Source organism: Achromobacter pestifer, from assembly GCF_013267355.1.
Taxonomy (GTDB): domain Bacteria; phylum Pseudomonadota; class Gammaproteobacteria; order Burkholderiales; family Burkholderiaceae_B; genus Achromobacter; species Achromobacter pestifer_A.
Map to the genome: position 1 here is coordinate 365,142 of NZ_CP053985.1, position 22,167 is coordinate 387,308.

Annotated in this window: 21 protein-coding genes; 5 read left to right on the forward strand and 16 right to left on the reverse strand. The window is 66.5% G+C overall.

What is annotated here, in order from left to right; translation table 11 throughout:
- Window positions 1-42: 42 nt before the first annotated feature.
- The 10 genes from FOC84_RS02125 to panD all read right to left on the reverse strand — a co-directional run bounded on the left by FOC84_RS02125 (window position 43) and on the right by panD (window position 11,637).
- A complete protein-coding gene (locus FOC84_RS02125; RefSeq protein ID WP_173142980.1) occupies window positions 43-1,179 on the reverse strand; it encodes a general secretion pathway protein in 1,137 nt (378 codons plus the stop codon).
- Entirely contained in the window at window positions 1,172-2,923 is a 1,752-nt protein-coding gene (locus FOC84_RS02130) for an ATPase, T2SS/T4P/T4SS family (protein ID WP_173142981.1), read from the reverse strand. Before FOC84_RS02130 ends, FOC84_RS02125 begins: the two co-directional genes overlap by 8 nt.
- Window positions 2,920-3,417: a hypothetical protein gene (locus FOC84_RS02135; RefSeq protein WP_173142982.1), complete on the reverse strand. Its 498-nt coding sequence runs from the start codon at window positions 3,415-3,417 to the stop codon at window positions 2,920-2,922. Before FOC84_RS02135 ends, FOC84_RS02130 begins: the two co-directional genes overlap by 4 nt.
- A complete protein-coding gene (locus FOC84_RS02140; protein ID WP_254241894.1) occupies window positions 3,404-4,726 on the reverse strand; it encodes a hypothetical protein in 1,323 nt (440 codons plus the stop codon). Before FOC84_RS02140 ends, FOC84_RS02135 begins: the two co-directional genes overlap by 14 nt.
- A 2-nt stretch (window positions 4,727-4,728) precedes the next feature.
- Window positions 4,729-6,315, reverse strand: a complete 1,587-nt coding sequence (locus FOC84_RS02145; protein WP_173142983.1) for a hypothetical protein — start codon at window positions 6,313-6,315, stop codon at window positions 4,729-4,731.
- A complete protein-coding gene (locus FOC84_RS02150) occupies window positions 6,312-7,181 on the reverse strand; it encodes a TcpQ domain-containing protein (protein WP_173142984.1) in 870 nt (289 codons plus the stop codon). The genes FOC84_RS02145 and FOC84_RS02150 overlap by 4 nt, the downstream gene beginning before the upstream one ends.
- A gap of 190 nt (window positions 7,182-7,371) precedes the next feature.
- Window positions 7,372-8,712 (reverse strand): extracellular solute-binding protein, encoded by a 1,341-nt coding sequence (locus tag FOC84_RS02155; protein ID WP_173142985.1) that lies wholly within the window; start codon window positions 8,710-8,712, stop codon window positions 7,372-7,374.
- A gap of 4 nt (window positions 8,713-8,716) precedes the next feature.
- The gene (locus tag FOC84_RS02160; RefSeq protein ID WP_088139551.1) at window positions 8,717-9,973 is read right to left on the reverse strand and encodes a D-amino acid dehydrogenase; all 1,257 of its coding nucleotides are present in this window, start codon (window positions 9,971-9,973) and stop codon (window positions 8,717-8,719) included.
- A 181-nt stretch (window positions 9,974-10,154) separates the two neighbouring features.
- Window positions 10,155-11,207 (reverse strand): CDP-6-deoxy-delta-3,4-glucoseen reductase, encoded by a 1,053-nt coding sequence (locus FOC84_RS02165; RefSeq protein WP_173142986.1) that lies wholly within the window; start codon window positions 11,205-11,207, stop codon window positions 10,155-10,157.
- A 61-nt stretch (window positions 11,208-11,268) separates the two neighbouring features.
- Complete coding sequence (gene panD, locus FOC84_RS02170) at window positions 11,269-11,637, reverse strand: aspartate 1-decarboxylase (protein WP_173142987.1); 369 nt, start codon at window positions 11,635-11,637, stop codon at window positions 11,269-11,271.
- A 208-nt stretch (window positions 11,638-11,845) separates the two neighbouring features.
- On the opposite strand from panD, the gene sugE reads away from it, so the two are divergent.
- Together sugE and FOC84_RS02180 are read left to right on the forward strand one after the other, a co-directional pair.
- Complete coding sequence (sugE, locus tag FOC84_RS02175; protein ID WP_173142988.1) at window positions 11,846-12,163, forward strand: quaternary ammonium compound efflux SMR transporter SugE; 318 nt, start codon at window positions 11,846-11,848, stop codon at window positions 12,161-12,163.
- A gap of 197 nt (window positions 12,164-12,360) precedes the next feature.
- Complete coding sequence (locus FOC84_RS02180; RefSeq protein ID WP_173142989.1) at window positions 12,361-13,512, forward strand: acyl-CoA dehydrogenase family protein; 1,152 nt, start codon at window positions 12,361-12,363, stop codon at window positions 13,510-13,512.
- A gap of 25 nt (window positions 13,513-13,537) precedes the next feature.
- Here FOC84_RS02180 and FOC84_RS02185 read toward each other — a convergent pair whose 3' ends face one another.
- From FOC84_RS02185 to FOC84_RS02210, 6 genes are all read right to left on the reverse strand, one after another.
- Complete coding sequence (locus FOC84_RS02185) at window positions 13,538-14,410, reverse strand: MOSC domain-containing protein (protein WP_173142990.1); 873 nt, start codon at window positions 14,408-14,410, stop codon at window positions 13,538-13,540.
- Between the two features lie 95 nt (window positions 14,411-14,505).
- Window positions 14,506-15,432 (reverse strand): ectoine hydroxylase, encoded by a 927-nt coding sequence (gene thpD / locus FOC84_RS02190; protein ID WP_173142991.1) that lies wholly within the window; start codon window positions 15,430-15,432, stop codon window positions 14,506-14,508.
- Between the two features lie 17 nt (window positions 15,433-15,449).
- Window positions 15,450-15,854 (reverse strand): ectoine synthase, encoded by a 405-nt coding sequence (locus FOC84_RS02195; RefSeq protein WP_006387829.1) that lies wholly within the window; start codon window positions 15,852-15,854, stop codon window positions 15,450-15,452.
- On the reverse strand, window positions 15,851-17,158 hold the full coding sequence (ectB, locus tag FOC84_RS02200; RefSeq protein ID WP_173142992.1) for a diaminobutyrate--2-oxoglutarate transaminase: 1,308 nt from the start codon (window positions 17,156-17,158) through the stop codon (window positions 15,851-15,853). Before ectB ends, FOC84_RS02195 begins: the two co-directional genes overlap by 4 nt.
- Before the next feature lie 123 nt (window positions 17,159-17,281).
- Window positions 17,282-17,842: a diaminobutyrate acetyltransferase gene (gene ectA, locus FOC84_RS02205; protein ID WP_088139538.1), complete on the reverse strand. Its 561-nt coding sequence runs from the start codon at window positions 17,840-17,842 to the stop codon at window positions 17,282-17,284.
- A complete protein-coding gene (locus tag FOC84_RS02210; protein WP_173142993.1) occupies window positions 17,839-18,387 on the reverse strand; it encodes a MarR family winged helix-turn-helix transcriptional regulator in 549 nt (182 codons plus the stop codon). Before FOC84_RS02210 ends, ectA begins: the two co-directional genes overlap by 4 nt.
- Window positions 18,388-18,644: 257 nt before the next feature.
- Between FOC84_RS02210 and FOC84_RS02215 the strand changes: the two genes are divergently transcribed.
- From FOC84_RS02215 to FOC84_RS02225, 3 genes are all read left to right on the forward strand, one after another.
- Window positions 18,645-19,577, forward strand: coding sequence for a MurR/RpiR family transcriptional regulator (locus FOC84_RS02215; RefSeq protein WP_173142994.1), 933 nt, complete (start codon window positions 18,645-18,647; stop codon window positions 19,575-19,577).
- A 48-nt stretch (window positions 19,578-19,625) separates the two neighbouring features.
- Window positions 19,626-20,966, forward strand: coding sequence for an aspartate aminotransferase family protein (locus tag FOC84_RS02220; protein WP_173142995.1), 1,341 nt, complete (start codon window positions 19,626-19,628; stop codon window positions 20,964-20,966).
- A gap of 156 nt (window positions 20,967-21,122) precedes the next feature.
- Window positions 21,123-22,127 (forward strand): TAXI family TRAP transporter solute-binding subunit, encoded by a 1,005-nt coding sequence (locus tag FOC84_RS02225; protein ID WP_173142996.1) that lies wholly within the window; start codon window positions 21,123-21,125, stop codon window positions 22,125-22,127.
- Window positions 22,128-22,167 lie beyond the last annotated feature (40 nt).

Consider the following 22,167-nt stretch of genomic DNA (forward strand, 5'->3'; position numbering starts at 1 on the left):
AAGGCGAGCGGGCTGCCAAGCGCCGCTTGCCTGACGTAGCCACTATTGGCTGGCATAAAAATTGGTCAGCGCATGGCGCAGTTCGTCGATCACGCCGTAATGCCAGAGCGTGATGCCGAGCACGGCGGCCAGGGATGAGAGCAGCAGCGACCAGCGCAACGCCGATGCCTGCCGACGCACCCGCGCCAGCAGGCGCGACTCGATGCGCAGCCGCACCTGCGCAAGCCCGGCCTCCATGCCCAGGGCATCCATCATGTCGGCCATGTACCACCAGGTGTCCGCATCGAGCAGGCCTGTGCCGAAGATCTCCGGACCGGTCTGGCCGCCGTCTATCCGTCCCAGCATGTCCTGCAGATGCGCATGCATCCAGGGCGCGGCATCCCGGGCCTGCACGGCCAGCGCGCGCCGCAGGCGGGTGTCGGCCGCGCCATGCTGCCTGACCAGCACGGCCAGCAGTGCAAGAAAGCGGATGGCGTGGAAATCCCGGTAGAGCCGCCACAACAGCCAGCGGTCCAGCCGCGGCCGCAGGGCTCCGATATAGCGGGGCAGCGACCACAAGCTCAACAAGGCCAGACCCAGCAGCAATACCAGCCACAGGGCCAGCCATTGCCTCAGGCCCTGGGCCAGCGCAAACAGCGCGCGGGTCAGGCGGCCGTAGTCTTCCACCGGAACGGCCTGGAACACCTGCTGCAAACGAGGGGCGCTGAAAAAAGGGATGGCGCATAGCAAGGCGATTGCGACGGCGGCGGCCGCGACGCCGGCGGCCGCCGCCGAAACCAGCGCCAGCCACGCATCCGCGGCCAGACGAGCGGCCCGCGCCACATCGCGCAACGCGGCGGACAGATCGCCGCCCTCTTCCTGCACGCAGCTAAGCAACAGGCATTCGCTGGATGGCAGCGTGTCCGTCCAGGCTGCGCCCAGATCGCCGCCGGCCTCCAGGTACATGGCCGCCCAATGCCTCGACAGCCGGCCGCGCACGGTATCCTCGCCATGACGGCGCGCGTCATCCTCGAAGACGTCGCGCAGGTTCTTGCGGCCTTGGGTTCCTTCGACCAGGTCCGCCAGATACTCGTAGTAGTCTGCGCGTCCTGCCCGAAAGCGCAATGCGTCCAGGCGCAGCCACAGGGATCGGCCAGACGACTCGCTCCAGAAAGTACGCAGCGACAGCGGTCTAGCCATGGCTGCCCCCGCCGGATCCGGCGCCCGGCACGGGCAAGGCCGCGGGAACATCGAAGCGGCGCAACAGAGCCCGGGGATCGACTTCTCCGCGGCTGACCTTGTACAGGGCGCAGTCCCGCGCCAGCGCGCCGCGCGTGGCATCGCTGCGCCAGGCAACGGGCCCGGCGGCCTCGGCCTGGCGCTTGAGCCCCACGTTGTCGCGCGCACGCACGCGCTCGAGAAAGCCCTCGATGCGCTCGGGTTCGAGCATTTCAGCCGCCACGCTGCGGCCCGCGATGCCGTTCAATTCAGGCAATTGCGCCCGTCTGCAAGCGCTGCAACCCGCCGCATTCCTGACCCTGAGCGTGGTGGAATCCAGCAGGAACTCCTGCTGCATCCGTTTCAACCATGCCCGCCAATCGGGGCGCTTGCCACCCCCGGCGGATCTCGACCAAAGACTGTCCACGGGCAGCGAGCAATGGCTGCACAGGCGCGGCAGCAAGGTCTGGTAGACCAAGAGCTTGAGAATGCCGGGCGTGGCCAGAAAATCGCGCGACACGCCGATCGCGTCCGACGCCAGGCGTTCGGGTATCAGCACGGCGCCAGCGGCGTGGGTGGTGGTGTACAGGCTGACGCCAGAACCTGCCAGGTCCATGAACGCGCGGCCGGTATCGATGTCCCGGATCTCGCCGATGAGCAGATCGTTCATCGCCGAGCGCTTGATGGTCTTGAGCTTGGCATCGAACGCCGGCCAGGCCGATTCGGCCAGAGCGCCGCTCAGTGTGTTCTGCAAGGCATTGTCGATGATGTACTCGACCGGATCTTCCAGGGTGATGGCCTTGCGGGTGGCAGCGATGCCACGCATCAGCGTCGCGATGGTGGTCGATTTGCCGGAACCGACCACGCCCGCCAACACGATGGCCCCACCTTCGCGCTCGCGCGCCCGGGCAAGGATTTCGACCTGTGCGGGCAGATAGCCCAGCGCGAGCAGGTCGGCGTTGGCGGTCGCGTCCAGCCGCAAGATGCGCAGGCAGACCGAAGGCCCGGCATCGGTGGCCAGCGAAGCCCAGCGCAGCACGATGGATACGCCATCGATGTCCAGCCCGATGCGTCCTTGCTGCTCCAGCGCCGGGTCGAACACCGCGCCGTTGCCTCCCCTGACATCCATCCAGGCCACCGCCAGGACCTCCAGCAGCGTCGCGTTGGACAAGCCTGCAAAGCGTTCCGTGGCGACGTATTCCCCGCCGATGGTGTAGCGGATCTCGCAGGATTCACGCCGACGGTTGACGTTGATGTGCACGTCGCTCGCCCCCTGGCCCACGCCCCAGCGCACGATGTCCAGGAACAGCGCGGCCAGGGCCGAGACCCGCTCCTCCCGCCGATCCTTGCCGCGGCCAGCCAGCCCAGGCGCCGCCAACTGCCCGCGGGCGATCATCAGCAGCAGCGGCGCGGGCAATTGGTAGCGCGGCACTTGCGCCAGCCGGTAACCCTGCGCCTGCACCATGCGCTCGACTTCGTCGATCTGGTCGCCCAGCGTGTAGTCCTTTACCGCGAACACCGCGACCTCGCCGCTTTCGAGCAGCACGGGGCACAACCTGCCGGCGAGCGCCGCGAGGTCGAAATCGCGACCAAGCGGCCGCACCAATGCGGGTTGCAGGCGGGCGATGTCTGCGGGTGTCTGAAGCTGGGGCGGTTCCCAAGTTGCCGCGGTGGGATACGCCACGACGGGCTGGACCGCGACGGATTGCAAAGCATGCACCGTCATGGCTGGCCCCTGCCCGCATCAACGCAGGCGGTGCGTTCGGTATCGCCGCGACGCAGCCTCACGCAGCTGTCGTCGATGGCCAGCAACTGGTAGGCGCGGGCGTCGGCGCCTCCCGCGACGGGTTCTCCCCTGCCCGCCTGATAGCGCAGCACGGCGCCATTGACGGCAATATCGGCGCTCAAGCGCCGCGCGAGGCCGAAGATGGCCATCACCCGGATGTTGTCGGATGCCCTGGCGGGCGGCGCCGCCTGTGTCGCGGGCTCGGGTCCCGGATGGCACAGGCCGGGGACCCGGCAGTCCGCCAAGGCGGCCGCGGCGTCCGCGCGCAGCAAGGCGCGCACGGTTTCCGTCTCTGGCCAGGGCCGCGGCTCCTCGGCGCCTTGCTGTGATGGTTGGCCATGAGCGGCCGGCACCAAGGCGGCCGACAAGAGCAAACGTCCGATGAATCCTGCCGCGGCATTCGGATGCGCAACGGCGCCCCTATTCCTGTTCATAAAGTTCTCCCTGTAGTTCGGCGACCAGCGTGCTGGAAACCAGCGTGGGCCTGGGTTGCGCCTGGAGGTCCAGCGACAGGCGGGACCATCTGGCCGCCGCGACGGCGCCATCCAGCAACACGAAGGAACGCAACGGCCCCCGCAACGTGATGGCGCGGCTGCGAATGGCGGGCCGCGCCGCAATCATGGCGCCGGCCTGACCAGCGGCGGGCTGGGGCTGTGGCGGCAAGGACAGCGGCAACGCCGACGCAAGGATCACGGAAGTAAAAGCCGCCCGCATGCGCTGCAACGCGGCGATCAGCCCGGTATCGACCTGCAGCGCAGTGGGCAGGACCAGGTCCGCCAGCGTCACCGGCGAGGACCCCATGCGCCATGACAGCGTGGCTTCTTCCAGCGGCTGGAATGTCACCTGCCAGCCAGCGGGCCGCAGCGCATGCAGAACGTCGTTAGCGGCCAGCGGGTGGGCACGGACATAGACCGCCGAGCAATTCCAAGCCTGCTCCACGGCCAGGCAGCGCGCGCGGCTCAGCGCCCAACCGCGCACTTGGATGGGCAGCCTGCCCAAGCCGTCCAGCAAGCGGGTGACCTCGGCGGGGGCGTGGACCACCGTGTTTCGCAGCAGGGTCAGAGTCGGATCCGGCTGCGAGGGAATATCTTCTGGACCGGCATGACTGGACGAGTCGCGGCCCGACCATGGCGCGATCACGCGCTCCCATAACGGCGGAGCAATGGCGGCAAGCCCCGCGCAGGCCAGAAACAGACGGAATGCGAGCGGCAGTTCGGCCCAGCGCGAGGACAACGCGACCAGGCGGGCAGCCGGGTCCGCCGCCTGCATCAGCAAGGCCCAGGCTTCATCGGCGGCCTGCGCCGGCAATGCAGGCCGCTGGGCGCGCAACAGCGCCTGCTCGCGCAAGGCCTCGTCGAGCGTGGCGAACACCCTGTCCGCCAGCGACAGCACGGTGCCGCGCTGCACCGCCACCAGCCAATGGCCGCCACTGGGCAAGCGGATCAGGCTGTGGCCTCCATCCGGGTACAACAGGGCGTACAACTGGGCGGCGGCCTGGATGTGCCCATGTCTGCGCCGCCCCGCCCGCGCGCCGCTGCGCCACGACGTACGCACACGGCCATAGCCCGCCACCATGGCCGGCGCCCCGCCCACGACATAGTGACTGGCCCGCAAGCGGCGCCCTCGCGAGCGGGCCAGCGCGGGAATATTGGAACCGATGAGGGCGAACCAGCGCAGGCCGAAGGCCAAGGTGCGGCCGGTGTCGGGGACATCAAGCAACAAGGTGGGAGGAAGGCGTTCCATGCCTAGTACCCTTCCTCGACCTGGGCGGTCACCAGCACCAGGGTCGTCATGCGTTCCGATGCGGCGCTGTCCAGGCCGCCCGCGATGAGCGGCAGCCCCGGCGCGAGCCGTTGGCGGTCATGCTGTTCCTGGCTGCGGTCGAAACCGGAAACGATGATGGGCTGACCGGGACGCAGCTCGACCTGCTGCACCGTGCCGTTGCCGTCGATCGTGACCTGCTGGACCTGCACCTGATTGCCGCGTTCGCCGAACGTGATGGTCTTCAAGGGTTGGGCGACCGCGTTGTCATAGGCGAGCGACAACAGGATCTGACCGTCCTCCTGGATGTCCGGCAACAGCGTCAGGAACGAACCTACCGTTTCTTCCTTTTGGCTTATGGACACTGCGGGCAGCGAACCGTTTGCGCCCCCCGCCGTAGTACCGGGGACCGCAGTGCTCTGCACCCGGTCGATGTAGCTGAACGTAGTTCTTACCGCATGAGTAACCGGACGACGGTTCAAGGTCAGGATGGGAACCTTGTTGTGCCGCACGACGGCGCCCATCGTGCTGAGCGCGGAGATGATGGCCTGCGAGCCTTGGAATGGACCCCTGGCCATGGAAGCGTCCAGGCTGCCCCCGCCCGATGCGGCGCCGGGCAGCGCCAGCCGCGCCGCCGCTCCCGCCGCCGCGTAGATGATGTTCCAGTCGATGCCGCCTGAAACGGCGTCGTTGGCGACGACCGTGATTTCCTCGAACACCAGCCGCACCCGGCGGGTCAGCGCCTTGTTCTCGCGTTCGAGGTAGCGGGCGACGCGCTCCAGCGCCTCGGGCGTATCCGTGACGACGATCGAGGTGGCGCCCTCCACCGCTTCCGCGACCACGCCGGAACGCGTCAGGAACGGCGCGACGTTGGCGCGCAGGACCGCCATCGCGTCGTGCTGTCCCGCCGACAAGGATGTGTTGGAGGTGCTTTCAAAGCCTTCGCCCTCCGGGCTGCCCTCGCGGCCAAGGCGCACATCCACTTTGCTGGTCAGCGACAAGGCGCGCAAATCGAACACGCGGGTCTCGGTGCGGTAGAACTCGAGCGCGTTATGTTCGTAGCGCCAATGCACCGAGAAACGCGCAGCCAGCGTATCCAGCAAATCGGCCAGCGGCTGCCCGCCAGCGCGGATCTCCAGGCTGGCCGGCGCTGGAACCGACAAGGCGCCGTTGACGGCCAGCCGGGGCAAGAACATTTCCAGCGGCAGCAAGGCGTCCGGCCGCACCCGCACCGCAATGCCGGTGGCCGCGGTCAGGCGCTGGGCCAGCATCGGCAGGTCGGCGTCGTCGGCCAGTATCAAGGTGGTTCTTACGTTCTCCCGCAATGCGGGCGGCAGCGCCACTTCTCGCGCCAGCGGCTGCGGCTTGCCGGCAAGCCAGGGCGCGGCGACATCCTGGGCCGCGACGCGCGCGGCGCGGTCCGACAGCCCTTCGGCAAAGGTCTGGTGAATGTCGGCCACCTTGGCCTGCCGCGTGTGCGCGGCACGACGCTGATCGGCAACCTGCTGCGACACCGCGCAGCCGCCCAAGACGCCGCAGGCAGCCACGCACAAGAACAGTCTGCGCATCATGCCGCGGCTCCTCTTGGTGCGGCCATGCGCGTGCAGGACTGCGCCAACGGCACCACGCGCAACACCCGATTGCCGTAGAAGCATGGCTGCAGCGGCTTTTCAGCGAGTTCCGTGGCGCCCAGCAGTTCGCGCACGGCCGATTTGAAATCGCCGGAGAACTCGGCCGTGGCCGACAGGGGAATGTCCACGTCAACGGCCCAGTGCTGCGGCTGGAAGGTCCAACCCGCCAGGTCTGCCCAGCGCGCGAGAACGGCCCGCAGCGTGGCGTCCGGCGGCGCCGCGCGGTAGACCGGCTGCGGCGCGGCTGCCGACGCCGATGCGCCCCCAACGGCTGGCGCCGGGCCTGCCAAGGGGCCGGCGGCCTGCAACGCACCGATGGCGGGCGGCGCCGACTCGGCCGGCCTCGCCGGGCCGATGCGTTGCGCCGCCGCGACGGGCGCCAGCGGCGCTGGCTCATCTGGCGGCCGGGTCCCTGCCCCGGCCGCCGTTCTGGCATCGGCAACCGCCGGCAGGCGCTGCGCGCGGGCGGTCAGCCGCCCGCCGCGAAACAGCAGGCCGCTCCACCCTCCGGCCAGCACGACATAGGGGTCGCGCCTTAAGTAAGGCAAGGCGCGTTCGCCGTCGCTACCTATGCCGAAAATCGCCGGCAGCGGCTGGCCCGGCGCGAACTGCAGCCAGGTTTCCTTGCCGTCGTCGAATACCTGCATCGGTGCAACAGCGGGATCGCCGGACAACTGCCAGTCGAAGCGGAAGCCTTGGGCAGCCTGCCGCGAGGTTTCCCATGACGCTGCAGCCGGACTCTTGCCGGCCCCGGTGCAGCCCCCCAGGCAGGACAGCCCTGCCGCCAGAAAGAAGAAACGAACCATGCCTCACCGCGAGCGTAAGGCGCACCGGAATCGATACGCATGAGAGGCATGGTGGACGAGCGGCCACCGCGTCACCAGACTGGCATGTACGCAGGGATGGTTTGGTCGCGCAGCGTCCGGACAAAAAAAACCCGGTCCAGAGACCGGGTTTGCATCAGGGCGTGGCGGCGTTTGCGCCGCCCGCCTGGGATCAGCGTTGCGCCGCGATGCTGCGCGCCTGCGTGGCGGCGTTGTTCAGCGCCGCGACCGGCGGCACCTTGCCTTCGAAGGCCTCGTTGAGCTGCTGGTTCAACACCGGCTCGATGCGCTCGTAGTTGGCCATGCGGAAGCCGCGGCTGTTCGCCGTGGGGTTGGTACGCATGGAGGCGATCAGTGCCTGGACGCCCGGAATGCGGTCATAGAACGACACGTCCGAAGCGCGGAAAGCGGCCTCGGTCAGCGGCAGGTAGCCCGTGCGCTGATGCCATTCCGCCGCGATGACGGGCTTGGACAGCCAGGCCAGGAACTGGGCGGTGGCCTTTTCCTCGGCTTGGGGATGGCCTTCCAGCGCCCACAGCGCCGAACCGCTCACGAAAGGCTTGCCGCCGTCCTTGGTGACCTGGTCGTAGTAAGGCAGCGGCGCCACGCCGAAGGACAGCGACTTGGTGCTGAGGAACTGGCCGAACGCGCCGGTGTTCGCCGTCAGCACGGCGCATTCGCCCTTGGCGAACAGCTTGTCGCTGGCGTTGTCGCCCGAATGCGCCATGAACAGCAGCGAACGCTTCCAGCTCACCATCAGCGAGATGTGGCGCATGTAGAGCGTGTCGAACTGCATGGCCGGCGCGGCCGACTTCTTGGTGACCGCGTCCAGCCCGTTGTTGTTGCTGGTGAACTGCTGGTTGTTGATCGGCGCCAGGTTCTCCAGATGGACCGTGACCTGGTCGCTGGAGGCGTACGGGCAGTCGATGTCGGCCACGTCGCGCAGCTTCAGCAGTTCGGCCTGCAGGCCAGTCCAAGTACGCGCGGGCTTGTTGGGATCCAGGCCGGCCTTCTTGTAGGCGGCGGTGTTGTAGAACATCACCGGCACTTCGGCCATCCAGGGGAAGGCCAGCAGGCGGCCCTTGCTGTCGCGCGTGAAGCTGCTGGTGGCGGGCACGAACCAGGTCAGGTCCTTGATCGGGTACTTGGCCAGCAGTTCGTACAGCGGCAGCACGGCCTTGTGCTGGGCAACGACTTCAGGCGAGTGGTTGTCGGTCAGCTGCAGCAGGTTCGGACCCTTCTTGGCCTTGACCGCCGTGACGGCTTCCTGTTCCAGCGCGCTGGACGAGGCGAAGCCGCGCAGCGTCACGCGGACCTGGTCCTGCTCTTTGTTGTATTGCTTGGCGAGCTTTTCGAACTCGGCCTTGTTTGCGTCGGTCAGCGTGTGCCAGACCTGGATCTCGACCGCGGCAGCATTCGCCGCGCCGGCCATCGCCATGGCGGCGCCGAACAACCATGCGCGCCGGCTGGCGAACATCGCGCGGGCAACGCCCGCCAATTGCAGATTCTTCATAGGTTCACAGACCAAGAAAAGGAAACTCCGGTTCCGGCCGCCTTCCGCTGAGCAGATCGGCCAATGCCCGGCCCGAGCCAACGCCCATCGTCCAACCGAGCGTACCGTGTCCTGTGTTGACGTACAGGTTGGGGATACGGCTGCGGCCGATGATGGGCACGTTCGAGGGAGTGGACGGGCGCAAGCCCGACCAGTAACTGACGCGCTCGAAATCGAGCGCATCGGGAAAAAGTTCGCGCGCCAGGCGGGTCATGGCTTCGCAGCGTCCGGTGTTCAGGCTGCGGGAATAGCCCGACAGCTCGGCGGTTCCAGCCATGCGCAGCCGGTCGCCCAGGCGCGAGAAAACGACTTTGTGGCTGCTGTCCGTGAGGCTGACCGTGGGCGTGGCATCCGGCTTGATCACCGGGAAAGTCGCGGAATAGCCCTTGGCCGGATAGACATTGCAGGGCACGCCCAGCGGCCGCAGCAGGTACGGGCTGAAACTGCCCATCGCCACGACGTAGGCATCGGCCGACAAGACGCCGTAGCGGCCGTCGGGTTCGATGATTTCGACGCTCTGCACCGTGCCGCCGGCGGTCAGCAGGCGCGTGGCGCGCGTGCTGTAGCGGAACTCGACGCCGGCCTGGGCGCAACGCTCGGCCAGGGCCACGGTGAACAGGTGCACGTCGCCGCTTTCGTCCTCGGGCGTGTAATCGCCGCCGACGATGGTCTGGCGGTGCGGCGCCAGCGCAGGCTCGATGGCGATGACCTCATCGGCCGACACCACGCGGCGTTCCACGCCGAAATCGCGCATCAGGCCCGCAGCGCGCTGCGAATTCTCGAATTCGTGGGGATCGCGGTAGAAATTCAGGATGCCGCGTTCCAGGTGGTCGTACTGGATGCCGAGTTCCGTGCGCATGCCGCGCAGGGTCGCCCGGCTGTATTCCGCCATGCGCACCATGGCGCGGATATTGGGAGCCAGGCGGCCGGGCAGGCACTCGCGCAGAAACGCCAGGCCCCACATCCATTGCCGCCAGTCCAGCTGCGGACGGAACAGCAGCGGAGCGTCATCCTGGAACATCCACTTGAGGAGCTTGAGCGGGGCCTGCGGATTGGCCCAGGGCTCGGCGTAGGACACCGAGATCTGGGCGCCATTGGCCAGGCTGGTTTCCTGGGCGGGACCGGTGCAGCGATCTATGACCACGACGTCATGGCCGGCCTGGTTCAGCCACCAGGCGCTGGAGATTCCGATGATGCCGCCACCCAATACCGCTACTTTCATGCCCGCATTGCTCCTTGCGTGCCAGCTCGGTTCGCCGACCCTATGTCCACGATCCATGGCAAGCTGCTGCCACGGCAGTTTACCCTGGCGCCTTGCCCGCGCCTACGGAATAAAAAGGGGCGGAAGTCACAAACCTTTCCAGGCCCGCTCGCTCCACCCCTGTTCGCTCATGCCCTGTTACTCAAGACTGGGCCGCGGCCCGGGCCAGGTCCGCTTCGGACGTGAAGGCGTCGGCGTAGAACTCTTCCGGCGGCAGCCCGTTCTGGACGCTGAATTCGCGCCTTGCCGCATCCACCATCAGCGGCGTGCCGCAGGCGTAGACCTGATGGCCCGACAGGTCGGCGATGTCCTGCATGACGGCTTCGTGGACGAAGCCGGTGCGCCCGGTCCAGCCGTCTTCCTGCAAGGCATTGGACACCACCGGCACGTAGCGGAAGCCGGGCAGCATGCCGGCCCACGATTGCGCCAGCGCGTCCATGTAGAGGTCGCGCGGACGGCGGCCACCCCAATACAGCGCCACCGGGCGCTTGATGTTGCTGTGGATCATGTGCTCAACGATGGCCTTGACCGGGGCGAAGCCCGTGCCGCTGGCCAGGAGCACGACGGGCTTGTCGCTATCTTCACGCAGGAAGAAGGAGCCGAACGGCCCTTCCAGGCGCAGGATTTCGCGCTCTTTCATCTGCGTGTCCCCGGCACCGAACACGTGGTCGGTGAACACGCCGCCCGGCATGTGCCGGACGTGCAGCTCCAGCGGGCTGCCGGTGTGCGGCGCGCCCGCCATCGAATAGCTGCGCCGAAGGCCGTCCTTCAGGATGACTTCGATGTACTGGCCGGCGTAGTAGCGGAACTGCTCGGAAGCGGGCAGCTGCAGCTTGATCACCGTGACATCCGGGGCCACGCGTTCCAGCGCCTGTACGCGCGAAGGTAGCTTGCGGATCTGGATGTCGCTGGCCAGGCGGACTTCGGTGGATTCGACCACCATGTCGGATTCAGGCCGAGCCTGGCAGAACAGCGTGTAGCCGTCGGCCAGTTCCTCGGGCGAAAGAATCTGCGCGGGGTACTGCCCGGCATCGAACTCCCCGGACACCACGCGGCCCTTGCAGGTGGAGCAGGCGCCGTTGCGGCAGCTATACGGCAGGACGATGCCAGCGGCCAGCGCGGCATCGAGCACGGTCTGGCCGGGTTCGGCCGGAAATTGGTGCTGGCTGGGTTGGATGATGACCTGGAAGCTCATGATGAAACGGTTCAGGGTTTTGGCGGAGCGCCGCGCGTGGGGCGCTCCGCCCGGCCCGGCCTCAGGCCGGGAACTTGCGGATTTCCTTGACGCGGTTGGCGTCGTCCAGCAGGACCACCTGCGGCTTGTGCGTGGCCGAATCGACTTCGGACATCGGGCCATAGGTGCAGATGATCAGCAGATCGCCGACCTGGGCGCGGCGCGCGGCGGCGCCGTTCAAGGAGATGGCGCCGCTGCCGCGGGCCGCCTTGATGATGTAGGTGTCGAAGCGTTCGCCGTTGGTGACGTTGTAGAGCTCGATGCGTTCGAACTCGCGCATGCCGGCGGCGTCGAGCAAGTCTTCGTCGATGCCGCAAGATCCTTCGTAGTGAAGGTCGGCTTCGGTGACCGTGGCGCGGTGCAGTTTTGCCCGCAGCATGATGCGTTGCATGATAAATATCCTGGTTTCGCGCCCGGAACGCGAAGTGTTGCAAGAGTGATGCCCGGCACCCGGTTTTGCCGTATGAACCCGGTATTCTATAATTTTTGCCGCAGCGGGACGGCCCGTTGCCGCGCGCGGCCGGACGGCCGGTGCGTATGATTCTGGGGACGGCCCCTCGCGCCGGCGGCACGCCGGCAGCACAAGCGTAGGAGTCGTAATGACCTGGATCATCCTGGTTCTCGCAGGCCTGTTTGAAATCGTCTGGGCCGTAGGCCTGAAATACACCCACGGATTTACCCGCCTCTGGCCGTCGGTCATCACCGCCGGGGGCATGGCCATCAGCGTCTGGCTGTTGGCGGTGGCGATGAAATCCCTGCCCCTGGGCACCGCCTATGCGGTATGGGTGGGCATAGGCACCATCGGCGCCTTCGTGGCCGGCATCGTGCTGTTCGGCGAGTCCACCAGCTGGATGCGCATCGCCAGCGTCGCCCTCATCGTGCTCGGCCTGGTAGGCCTGAAGCTGTCCTCGGCTTAAGACCCCTGCGGCGGGCTGCGCGATCCCGGCCGCCCGCCAGCCCCGTTTCTTCCCGGCGACACGAATGTGCGCACGGCGCACATGTCGCCGCGGATCGCCCCCTTCCCCTCGTTGAACCGCCCCTTCCCAGGAGGAAGGGCGCGGGTGGCACGGTACTTGCATACCAGACCGGCACCACATCAATGGGAGTAAGAAACGTGAGCCTGCCCGACGATTACCAACTGACCGAGTTTCAGCGCATGATCCGCGCCAGCGTGCTGCCCCTGCTTGAACAGGCGCTGCCCCGGGAGAAGATCCGCGAACTCGACGATGCGAGCGAATTCCCTTTCGAAGCCTACGACGCGTTGGCGCGGGCCGGCTGGATGGGCCTGCCCTATGGCGCGGACTTCGGCGGCAGCGGCAGCTCCTTCAAGGATCTGGCGATCTTCATCGAGACGGTCGCCTATCACAATGCGCAGATGGCGTCGGCGTACCTGGCGACCGTGGTCTACGGCGGCATGCAGATCAGCCATGGCGCATCGGAAGCGGTAAAGCACAGGATCCTGCCCCGCATCATCAGCGGCAAGACGCGCATGGCCCTATGCCTGACGGAACCCGAGGCGGGATCCGATGTCAGCGCCATCCGCACGAGAGCGGTGCAGGACGCGGACGACTACGTCATCGACGGCCAGAAGGTATTCATCACCTGCGCGCATGTCGCCCACCAATTGGTGGTTGCAACCAAGACAGACCGCGATGCGGGACGCCATGGCATCACCCTGTTCATGGTCGACGCCGACTCGCCGGGGGTGACGATACGGCCGCTCAAGGCCCTGGGCCGGCGGATGATCCATACCAACGAAGTGTTTTTCGACAATGTCCGGGTGCCCGCCGCGCACATGCTCGGGACCCTGAATGGCGGCTGGAACGGCCTGATGCGCGGGCTGAATCTCGAACGCCTCTGCCTGTCGGCCGCCGCCAGCGGCAACATCCAGCGCATCATCGACTCCGCCAAGGAATACGCGGACACCCGGACGCAATTCGGCAAACCGATAGGCCAATACCAGGCGGTAGCGCACAAGTTCTCCGACATGCAGATCATGGCGGAGACCACGCGGGTGCTGACCTACCGGGTGGCCGACATGCTCGACGCCGGCCTGCAGCCCACCTCCGAGACCGCGATCGCCAAGGTCGTCGCGACCGAAAACAACTGCAAGTGCGCCGACATGGGCATCCAGATCATGGGCGGCGCGGGCTACATGATGGAGAACGAAATGCAGATGTACTTCCGCGATGCCCGGGTAGGCCCGATAGGCGGCGGCACGAGCGAGATCATGCGCAGCATCATCGCCAAGCAAATGGGCGTGTAGCCTCCCCGGCGCGCCGGGTCCGGGATCAGAAATCCAGTTCGATCCCGACCCCGTCACCCACCTTCAGGCGCGCGCCTTCGGGCGCGTCCAGGATGGCGTTCTGACCGAACACCACGCCGATTTCCAGGTTGCGGTAACCCGCCAGCGTGCGGCCAGGCTCTTCATACTGCTGGGCGGTGTTCTGGTCGATATCGGGAATCGAGCAACGGGTGCAAGGCTTGACGAAAGCCATCTTCACGCCCGCGGCCTCGATCATGGCGGTGTGGTCTTCCTCGAAGGCTTCCCATTCGCCCTCGACCACGATATTGGGCCGGAAGCGGTCCATCGGCACCGGCGCCACGCCCTTGGCCCGCAGGCGGGCGTTCAGGTCGTCCAGCGACGCCTGGTTCGCCACCAACAGCGGAAAGCCGTCGGCGAAGCCGAAATGATGGTCGCCCGAAAAGCTGTCCGCCAGATCCGGATGCGCCTCGATCCAGCGCCCCACCCAATCGAGTTTGGCCGGTCGCCGCGCGGCCGCGTCCACCTTATACAGCCGGCACGGCGTCTTGAGAAAATCCGACAGCCACTGCCCCGCAGCCGCGCTTTCTCGCCGCGCGGCGATGCTGTCCTTCCAGACTGTCACGCTTTCGGCCTCAGGCGAAAGTTCCGAGCCATCGAGCGGCACGTCCAGATCGGGCATGCCCGGCGCGGTCAGGCGCAAGGCCTGCCCGGTCAGCGCCGTGCGGATCAGCGCCATCGCCGGCCACTGCCGCTGCGTCATGAATTGGCCGTCGGCGCCGATCAGCATCCAGCGGCGGTCATGGGCCAGCCCCGCGCGGTCGATGGGCGATTCGTTCAGCGCGATGCCTGCGCAGGATTTGACCGGGTAGATGTGCAGGCTGAGTATGCGGGCGGACATGGCGTGCGGAGCCTCAATGTGGCGAAGTGCGCAGAGAATAGCAGACGCCCACAAGAAAAAAGCCCAGGCAGCGCCTGGGCTTTCTCACAGGAGGCTCAGCCTCCGACCAGCTTCAAGGTATCCAGCGGCGTGACCGCCTTGAATCCCTTGCGCGTCGCGATGTGCTCGGGACGCGGCGTAAGCCCATACTTGGGCGGATTCAAGGTGTTCTCCATGCTGTTGTAGACCATGAACACATTGGCGCGCGGCCACGGCGAAATGTTGCTGTTGGAGCCGTGCATCGTATTGCAATCGAAGAACACCACCGAGCCGGCCTTGGCCGTCATGGAGCGGATGCCGCCCTGCTCCACCAGCAGCTGCAGGCTGACCGGATCCGGCACGCCGTATTCCTGCTTCTTCAGCGACTGCTTGTAGTGTTCATTCGGCGTTTCGCCCACGCACGAGATGAACTGGCGATGCGATCCGGGCACCAGCATCAGGGGTCCGTTGCACTCGTTGTTGTCGGTCAGCAGCACCGAGCAGCTGAGCGCGCGCATCGCCGGCATGCCGTCTTCGACGTGCCAGGTCTCGAAGTCGGAGTGCCAGTAGAACTCCTTGCCCTTGAAGCCGGGCTTCATGTTGGCGCGCGACTGGTGGATGTACACCTCGGAACCCAGGATCTGCCGCGCCACGTTGACCAGCCGCGGATCGCGCACCAGGCGCGACAGGATGGGGTTGAGCACGTGCACCATGAAGATCGAGCGCACCGCATTGCTGCCGGGCTCGGTGATGGACTCTTCGCGGCGGACGATCGAGGGGTCGCGCGTCATGCGCTCTACCTCGGTGGACAGCGCGCGGATTTCATCGTCGGAGAACAGGTTTTCCAACAGGATGAAGCCGTCGCGCTCGTACTGCTCGACCTGGCCGGCGTTCAATGCGCCGGCGTACTGGCCGTTTTCATAGACCACCGGATCCTGGCGGGCGATGATGGCGGAACTTCGATCCGTACGGGAGGCGTACGGATCCTGTGCAGGTGAGATCATGCGAACCTCCTTGTATTTCAGGCCGCTTGGGCTTCGGCTTCAGGCAAGGCGTAGACGCCTTCTTTGTCGTGCACTTCCTGGCCAGTCAGCGGCGGGTTGAAGACGCAGATGACCCGCAGCGGCTCCTTGCCGCCGCACAGCCAGTGCTCGTCGTGTTCGTTCAGGGCATAGACCACGCCGGGTCCGAGTTCGTACTTCTTGCCGTCGGCGATGGTCTCGATGGAACCATCGCCTTCGATGCACCACACCGCTTCAAGATGGTTCTTGTAGTGGATGTGGGTGCGGCCGCCCGGAAAGATGGTGGTTTCGTGAAAGGAGAAGCCCATGCCGTCCTTCTTCAGCAGCACGCGGCGGCTGACCCAGGTATCGGTGCGGACTTCATCGGCGGTGCCGATCACATCTTTGACATTGCGCACGATCATTGACGTTTTCCTCCAAATTTCAGGATGCGGGCGGACTGTCCTTCTTCGGCAAGCGCTTCTGCGACGCTGGCTTCGATCACATCCAGGCCCTTGCCCAGCAGCTCTTCCTCGATGGTCAGGGCGGGCAGCAGCTTCAGCACTTCATCGTGCGCGCCCGAGGTTTCGATCACGACGCCCTTCTTGAAGGCGTTCTGCGCGATGCGGTTGGCCAGCGCGGGCGTGGCGTTGCACACCAGCCCCTGGATCAGGCCGCGGCCGCGCACCGACAGGCCGGCGTTGGGATAGCTGTGCACCAGGTTCTCCAGCCAGTCGCGCACCTGGCGCTCCTTGCGCTGGATCTCGGTGGTGAAGGCGGTGTTGGCCCAGTAGGTTTCCAGCGCCTGGGTCGCCGTGACGAAAGCCAGGTTGTTGCCGCGGAAGGTGCCGCTGTGGGCGCCGGGCTTCCAGATGTCCAGCTCGGGCTTCATCAGCACCAGCGACATCGGCAGGCCGAAGCCGGACAGCGATTTCGACAGGGTGATGATGTCGGGCCGGATGCCGGCGGCCTCGAAGCTGAAGAAGGTGCCGGTGCGGCCGCAGCCGACCTGGATGTCGTCCACGATCAGCAGCATGTCGTGGCGCTTGCATAGCTTGTCCAGTTCCTTCAGCCAGCGCAGCGTCGCCACGTTGACGCCGCCCTCGCCCTGCACCGTTTCCACAATGACGGCGGCAGGCTTGTCCATGCCGCTGCTGGGATCTTCCAGCATGCGTTCAAGATAGGCCATGGTGTCCACGTCCGGACCGAAGTAGCCGTCGTAGGGCATGAAGGTGGTGTTGCCCAGCGCATAGCCGGACGCCTCGCGGAACTTCATGTTGGCCGTCACCGCCAGCGAGCCGCCGCTCACGCCGTGAAAACCGTGGGTGAAAGAGATGACGTTGGGACGCCCCTTCACCTGGCGCGCGATCTTCAGCGCCGCTTCCACTGCATTGGTGCCGGTCGGGCCGGTGAACTGCAAGGTGTATTGCCAGTTGCGCGGCTTGAGCAGCACGCGGTCCACCGTCTCCAGGAAACGCTTCTTCGCGCTGGTGGCCATGTCCAGGCCGTGCACCACGCCGTCCGATTGGACGTACTCCAGCAGCTTTTCCTTCAGAACAGGATTGTTGTGGCCATAGTTCAGCGTGCCGGCGCCGCTGAAGAAATCGATGTACTCGGTGCCGTCCTCATCGATCAGGGTCGAGCCCCGGGCCTGGCTGAATATCACGGGGAACGACCGGATGTAGCCCCGTACCTCCGACTCCATCCGGTCAAAGATCTTCAAGTCCATGATTAATCCTCCCTTTTCATCTCATAAGTGGACGGGCGGCCAGAACCCCTCCGGGTGCGCGAGCGCATCCGGATCGGCCAACCATCCCGGTAATTCGATAAGACCGCTGGGCTTGCGCCGCCCCTAGGGCGCCGGCAAGGCGAACGGACCTATCCTCAACAACATCTCGTCGTCATGGTCCGCGCCGCCGAAAAGCTGCCGGTCGAAGAACGGCTGTTCGGAGACGTGGGCGCCAAGCTCGCCGGCCAGGCCGGCAAAGCTGCGGCGCGATGCCTGGTTGTCAGGCCCCACCGTGGTTTCGAGATAGCGGACATGCTCGAGACCCTTGCGGCGCAAGAGCTCGCGAAGCATGGCGCGGCCCAGTCGATGGCCGCGTGCGCGGGTGTGCACCGCGACCTGCCAGACAAACAAGGTGTCGGGCCGGTCCGGGATCACGTATGCGGAGATAAAACCGTCGATGCGTCCGCCGGCGCTTTCGGCCAGGACGCAGGTGTCGCGGAAGTGCTCAGCAAGGAGCAGGTACGCGTAGAGGGAATTCAGGTCGAGCGGCGGGCACTCGGAAATGAGGCGGTGGATGGCGGCGCCGTCTTTGCGGTCGGGCAGACGCATGGTATGGGTCTGCGCGCTGACCGCCGGCGCCACGGCACTTGAGAGGGTTGGGGTATCCAGTTCGTTTTTTCTCATGCAACGATTCCTGATTCAGGGGGCGCCCCGCCCGTGGGCACTTCAAGAATGGGCGATGACACGTCGCCATGCGTGTCGACGGCGGCCTGGCCGTCCTGTTCCATGAGCGCCACGATGCGCTCCAGGGACAGCGTGATGGTGGCCTGTTCAAGTTCGGGCAAGGCGTTGAGCGCGTCGGCCAGGTGCTTTTGCAGCGGCGACGGCGCGCCTTGCGCCAGCTCGCGGCCCGCGTCCGTGGCCGTGACGAATACGATGCGGCGGTCTTCGCGGCCGCGTTCGCGGCGGATCAAGCCCTTGTCCTCCAGGCGATCCAGGATCCCGACCACGGTGCTGGGACTGACGTGCATTTCGCGGCTGATGGCGGTGGCTGTCATCGGGCCATTGGCGATCACGGTGCGTAGGCACATCAGCTGCGGCGCCGTGATGTGGCTGACGGCGGACAACTGGCGCGAATGCAAGGCGATGGAACGCGTGATGCGGCGCAGCGCCCGCAAGATGCGCAAATCGTATTGCTGTGAGGGATCGGATTTCGCGGCGTCAGTCATGGGAAGAAGGTTCGGTCAAATTCATTTCTACACAAATGATATGCGCACGACTCATTCCCGTCAAACAAAAATCCCGTTGCACGATGTAAGTAAATGGGCGCCAATTTGCGGAGGATGACAGCTAATTTCAAGGACTTACCTGCGCGGCACTTCATCGGCCCTATTCTTTGCACTAGGTGGAAATCCTTAGAAAAACAGATGTTTTTTTATTTATCACGGATCTATCATCTGTTTTTTACAGGAACCTGCTGCCGTACATGACGCTGCCATCCGACCTTCTTCTAACCCTCCAGGAAAAACTGGAACAGCTGCCGCCGGAACTGCAACGGGCGGCGCACTGGGTCGTGGCGCATCCCGCCGAAGTCGGCCTGTGGTCCATGCGGCGCCAGGCGCAGACCCTGGGGGTGGCGCCGGCAACCATGTTGCGGCTGGCGCGGGCCGTCGGCTTTTCCAGCTACGAGGATTTCCGCCAGCCGTTCCAGCAGGCCTTGGCGGGGCAAGCCACGCCGGGGCTGCGCGAGCGCGCGGCCGCCCTGCAGGCCGCGGCGGGAGACCCCGCCGCGCCAGGGCACGACGTGCTCACCGACTACCAGATACAGGCCATGAGTTCCGTCTGCGCGCTGAATCCTCCGTCCGCCTTCGATGCCGCCGTGCAGACCCTGCTGCAAGCCCGGCAGGTCGGCTTCCTGGGTACGCGCTCGGCCTTCGGCATTGCCTTTCAGATGCGCTACGCCTACCAGCTGGTGCGGCGCAACAGCGTGCTCATAGATGGCCTGGGCGGCGCGCCCGCCGAGCAGGCCGACAATCTGGGAACCGGCGACGCGCTGATCGTTATCTCCCAGGCGCCCTATCCCACCGCCACCGTGCAGCTGGCCCGCCAGGCCGCGCAGCGCGGCGTGGCGCTCATCGCGCTGACCGATGATCCCTTGTCGCCGCTGGCCGTCGACGCCCGCCATGTGCTGCGCTTCGCGCCCCCGGACCGCGAAGGCGTGCGGGCCCGCCCGGCGCGCCAGGGACCCGGTTCGTTCTTCCACACCACGGCTGGCCTGCTGGGCCTGGCCGAGCACCTGATCGCGCGTTTGACCGCGCGCGGCGGCGACGAGGTGCTGAACCGCCTGACAGAAGTGGAACAACGCCTGCTCAACGACAACGTTTATTGGAGCAGCGCCCCGCCGCGCCGCCCCGCCTGACACCCCGCCCGACGTCGCCTTCAACCTCCTGCATTGCGGAATTGCCCCATGAGCCACACCCACGTCATGCATCGTTCATTGCGCCAGACGCCCCCCGTCGCGGTACGCGGCCAGGGCGTGTGGGTTTATGACAGCGCCGGCCGCTCCTACCTCGACGGTTCGGGCGGCGCGGCGGTCTCCTGCCTGGGGCACAACCACCCTGACGTCCAGGCCGCCATGCACGCGCAGATCGACGCGCTGGCCTATGCCCACACCAGCTTCTTCACGACCGAGGTCGCGGAACAGTTGGCCGAGCGCCTGGTGGCCGACGCGCCGCCAGGCATTTCCCACGCCTACTTCGTCTCCGGCGGGTCGGAAGCCGTCGAAGCCGCGCTGAAAATGGCGCGCCAGTACTTCGTGGAAATCGGCCAGCCGGAACGCCGCCACATCGTGGCGCGGCGCCAGAGCTATCACGGCAACACGTTGGGCGCGCTGGCGGTGGGCGGCAACGCCTGGCGCCGCGCGCAATTCGCGCCGCTGCTGATCGAAGTCGAGCACGTCTCGCCCTGCTACGCCTACCGCGACCAGCGCGAGGACGAAAGCGCCGAGCAATACGGCGAGCGCCTGGCGCAGGAGCTGGAACAGACCTTCGAGCGCCTGGGCCCCGGTACGGTCATGGCTTTCGTGGCCGAACCCGTGGTCGGCGCCACCGCCGGCGCCGTCACGGCGGTGCCGGGCTATTTCCGCCGCATCCGCGAAGTCTGCGACCGCCACGGCGTGCTCCTGATCGCCGACGAAGTCATGTGCGGCATGGGCCGCACCGGCACGCTGTACGCGGTGGAGCAGGAAGGCGTCACGCCCGACCTGATCACCATCGCCAAGGGCTTGGGCGGCGGCTATCAACCCATCGGGGCGGTGATGGTGCAGCAGCGCATCGTCGCTGCCATGCAGCAAGGCAGTGGCTTCTTCCAGCACGGCCACACCTACCTGGGCCATGCGATCGCTTGCGCGGCCTCGCTTGCCGTGCAGGACGTGATCCGGCGCGACGGCCTGCTGGCGCGCGTGCAAGCGCAGGGCGCAGGCTTGCGCCAGCGGCTGGACAGCGCGCTGGGCGCGCATCCGCATGTCGGCGACATCCGCGGCCGCGGCCTGTTCATGGGCGTCGAGCTGGTGCAGGACCGCGCCAGCAAGCAGACCTTCGACCCCGCGTTGTCGTTGCACGCGCGCATCAAGCGCGAGGCCATGGCGCGCGGCCTGATGGTCTATCCGATGGGCGGCACCATCGACGGCCGCCAAGGCGACCACGTGCTGCTCGCCCCGCCCTTCATCATCTCCGACGATGAGCTGGACCAACTGACCGAACGTCTGACCGGCGCCATCGACGCCGCGATTGCGCAGGCGCGCGCCTAGCCGCCGCCTGCAAGCGCGGCGCAGGGGATTGCGCCGCGCCGCCCGCCTGGCGCGGGCTCGTGATGATACGCACAGGGTGCTCCGCGGCTCGCGGGGCGCGCCAACCGCCGGCCAAGACCGGCTATATCACGGGGAAAAACCCCAAAAGGAGTTTGCATGACCACGTCCGTCAAACACCCCTTGGGCCATCGCAACGCCTGGACGCTCGCAGCCGCGGGCCTCGCCACGGCTTTGCTGTCCACGGCGCCGGCGCCCGCCGCCGCCCAACAGAAGTTCGTCAGTATCGGCACGGGCGGCGTCACCGGCGTCTACTATGCCGCCGGCGGCGCCATCTGCCGCCTGGTCAACAAGGATCGCGCCAATCACGGCATCCGCTGCTCGGTCGAATCGACCGGCGGCTCGGTCTTCAACGCCAACACCATCAAGGCCGGCGAGTTGGACCTGGGCGTGGTGCAATCCGACGTGGGCTTCAACGCCTACAAGGGCGAAGGCCCATTCAAACAAGCCGGGCCGTACACCAAGCTGCGCTCGGTGTTCTCCATCCACCCGGAGCCCTTCACCGTCGTGACGCGCAAGGAAGCCAACATCAAGAGCTTTGAAGAGCTGAAAGGCAAGCGCTTCAACGTCGGCAATCCCGGCTCGGGCACGCGATCCTCGATGGAGGAATTGCTGAGCACCATGGGCTGGACGCTCAAGGATTTTTCGCTGGCATCCGAGCTGCGCCCCGACGAGCACGGCTCGGCGTTGTGCGACGGCAAGATCGACGGCTTCTTCTACGGCGTGGGCCACCCCTCGGCCAACATCCAGGACCCCACCACCAGCTGCGGCGCCAAGCTCGTGTCGCTGACCGGCCCCGCCGTGGACAAGCTGGTCGAAAAGTACCCGTACTACGCCCACGCCTCGATTCCGGCCGGGCTGTATCCGAACAACCCGGCAGAGACCAAGACCTACGGCGTGACCGCCACCTTCGTCACCTCGGCCGACGTGCCCGATGCCACGGTCTACACCGTGGTCAAGGCAGTGTTCGACAACTTCGACGACTTCAAGAAGCTGCACCCCGCGTTCGCCAACCTGAAGGCGGCGGACATGGTGAAGAACGGGCTGTCGGCGCCGCTGCATCCGGGCGCCGAGAAGTACTTCAAGGAAAAGGGCCTGCTCTGAGGCCCGGGCCCCAGGGCCGCTGAAACGGCACGCCTGCGGG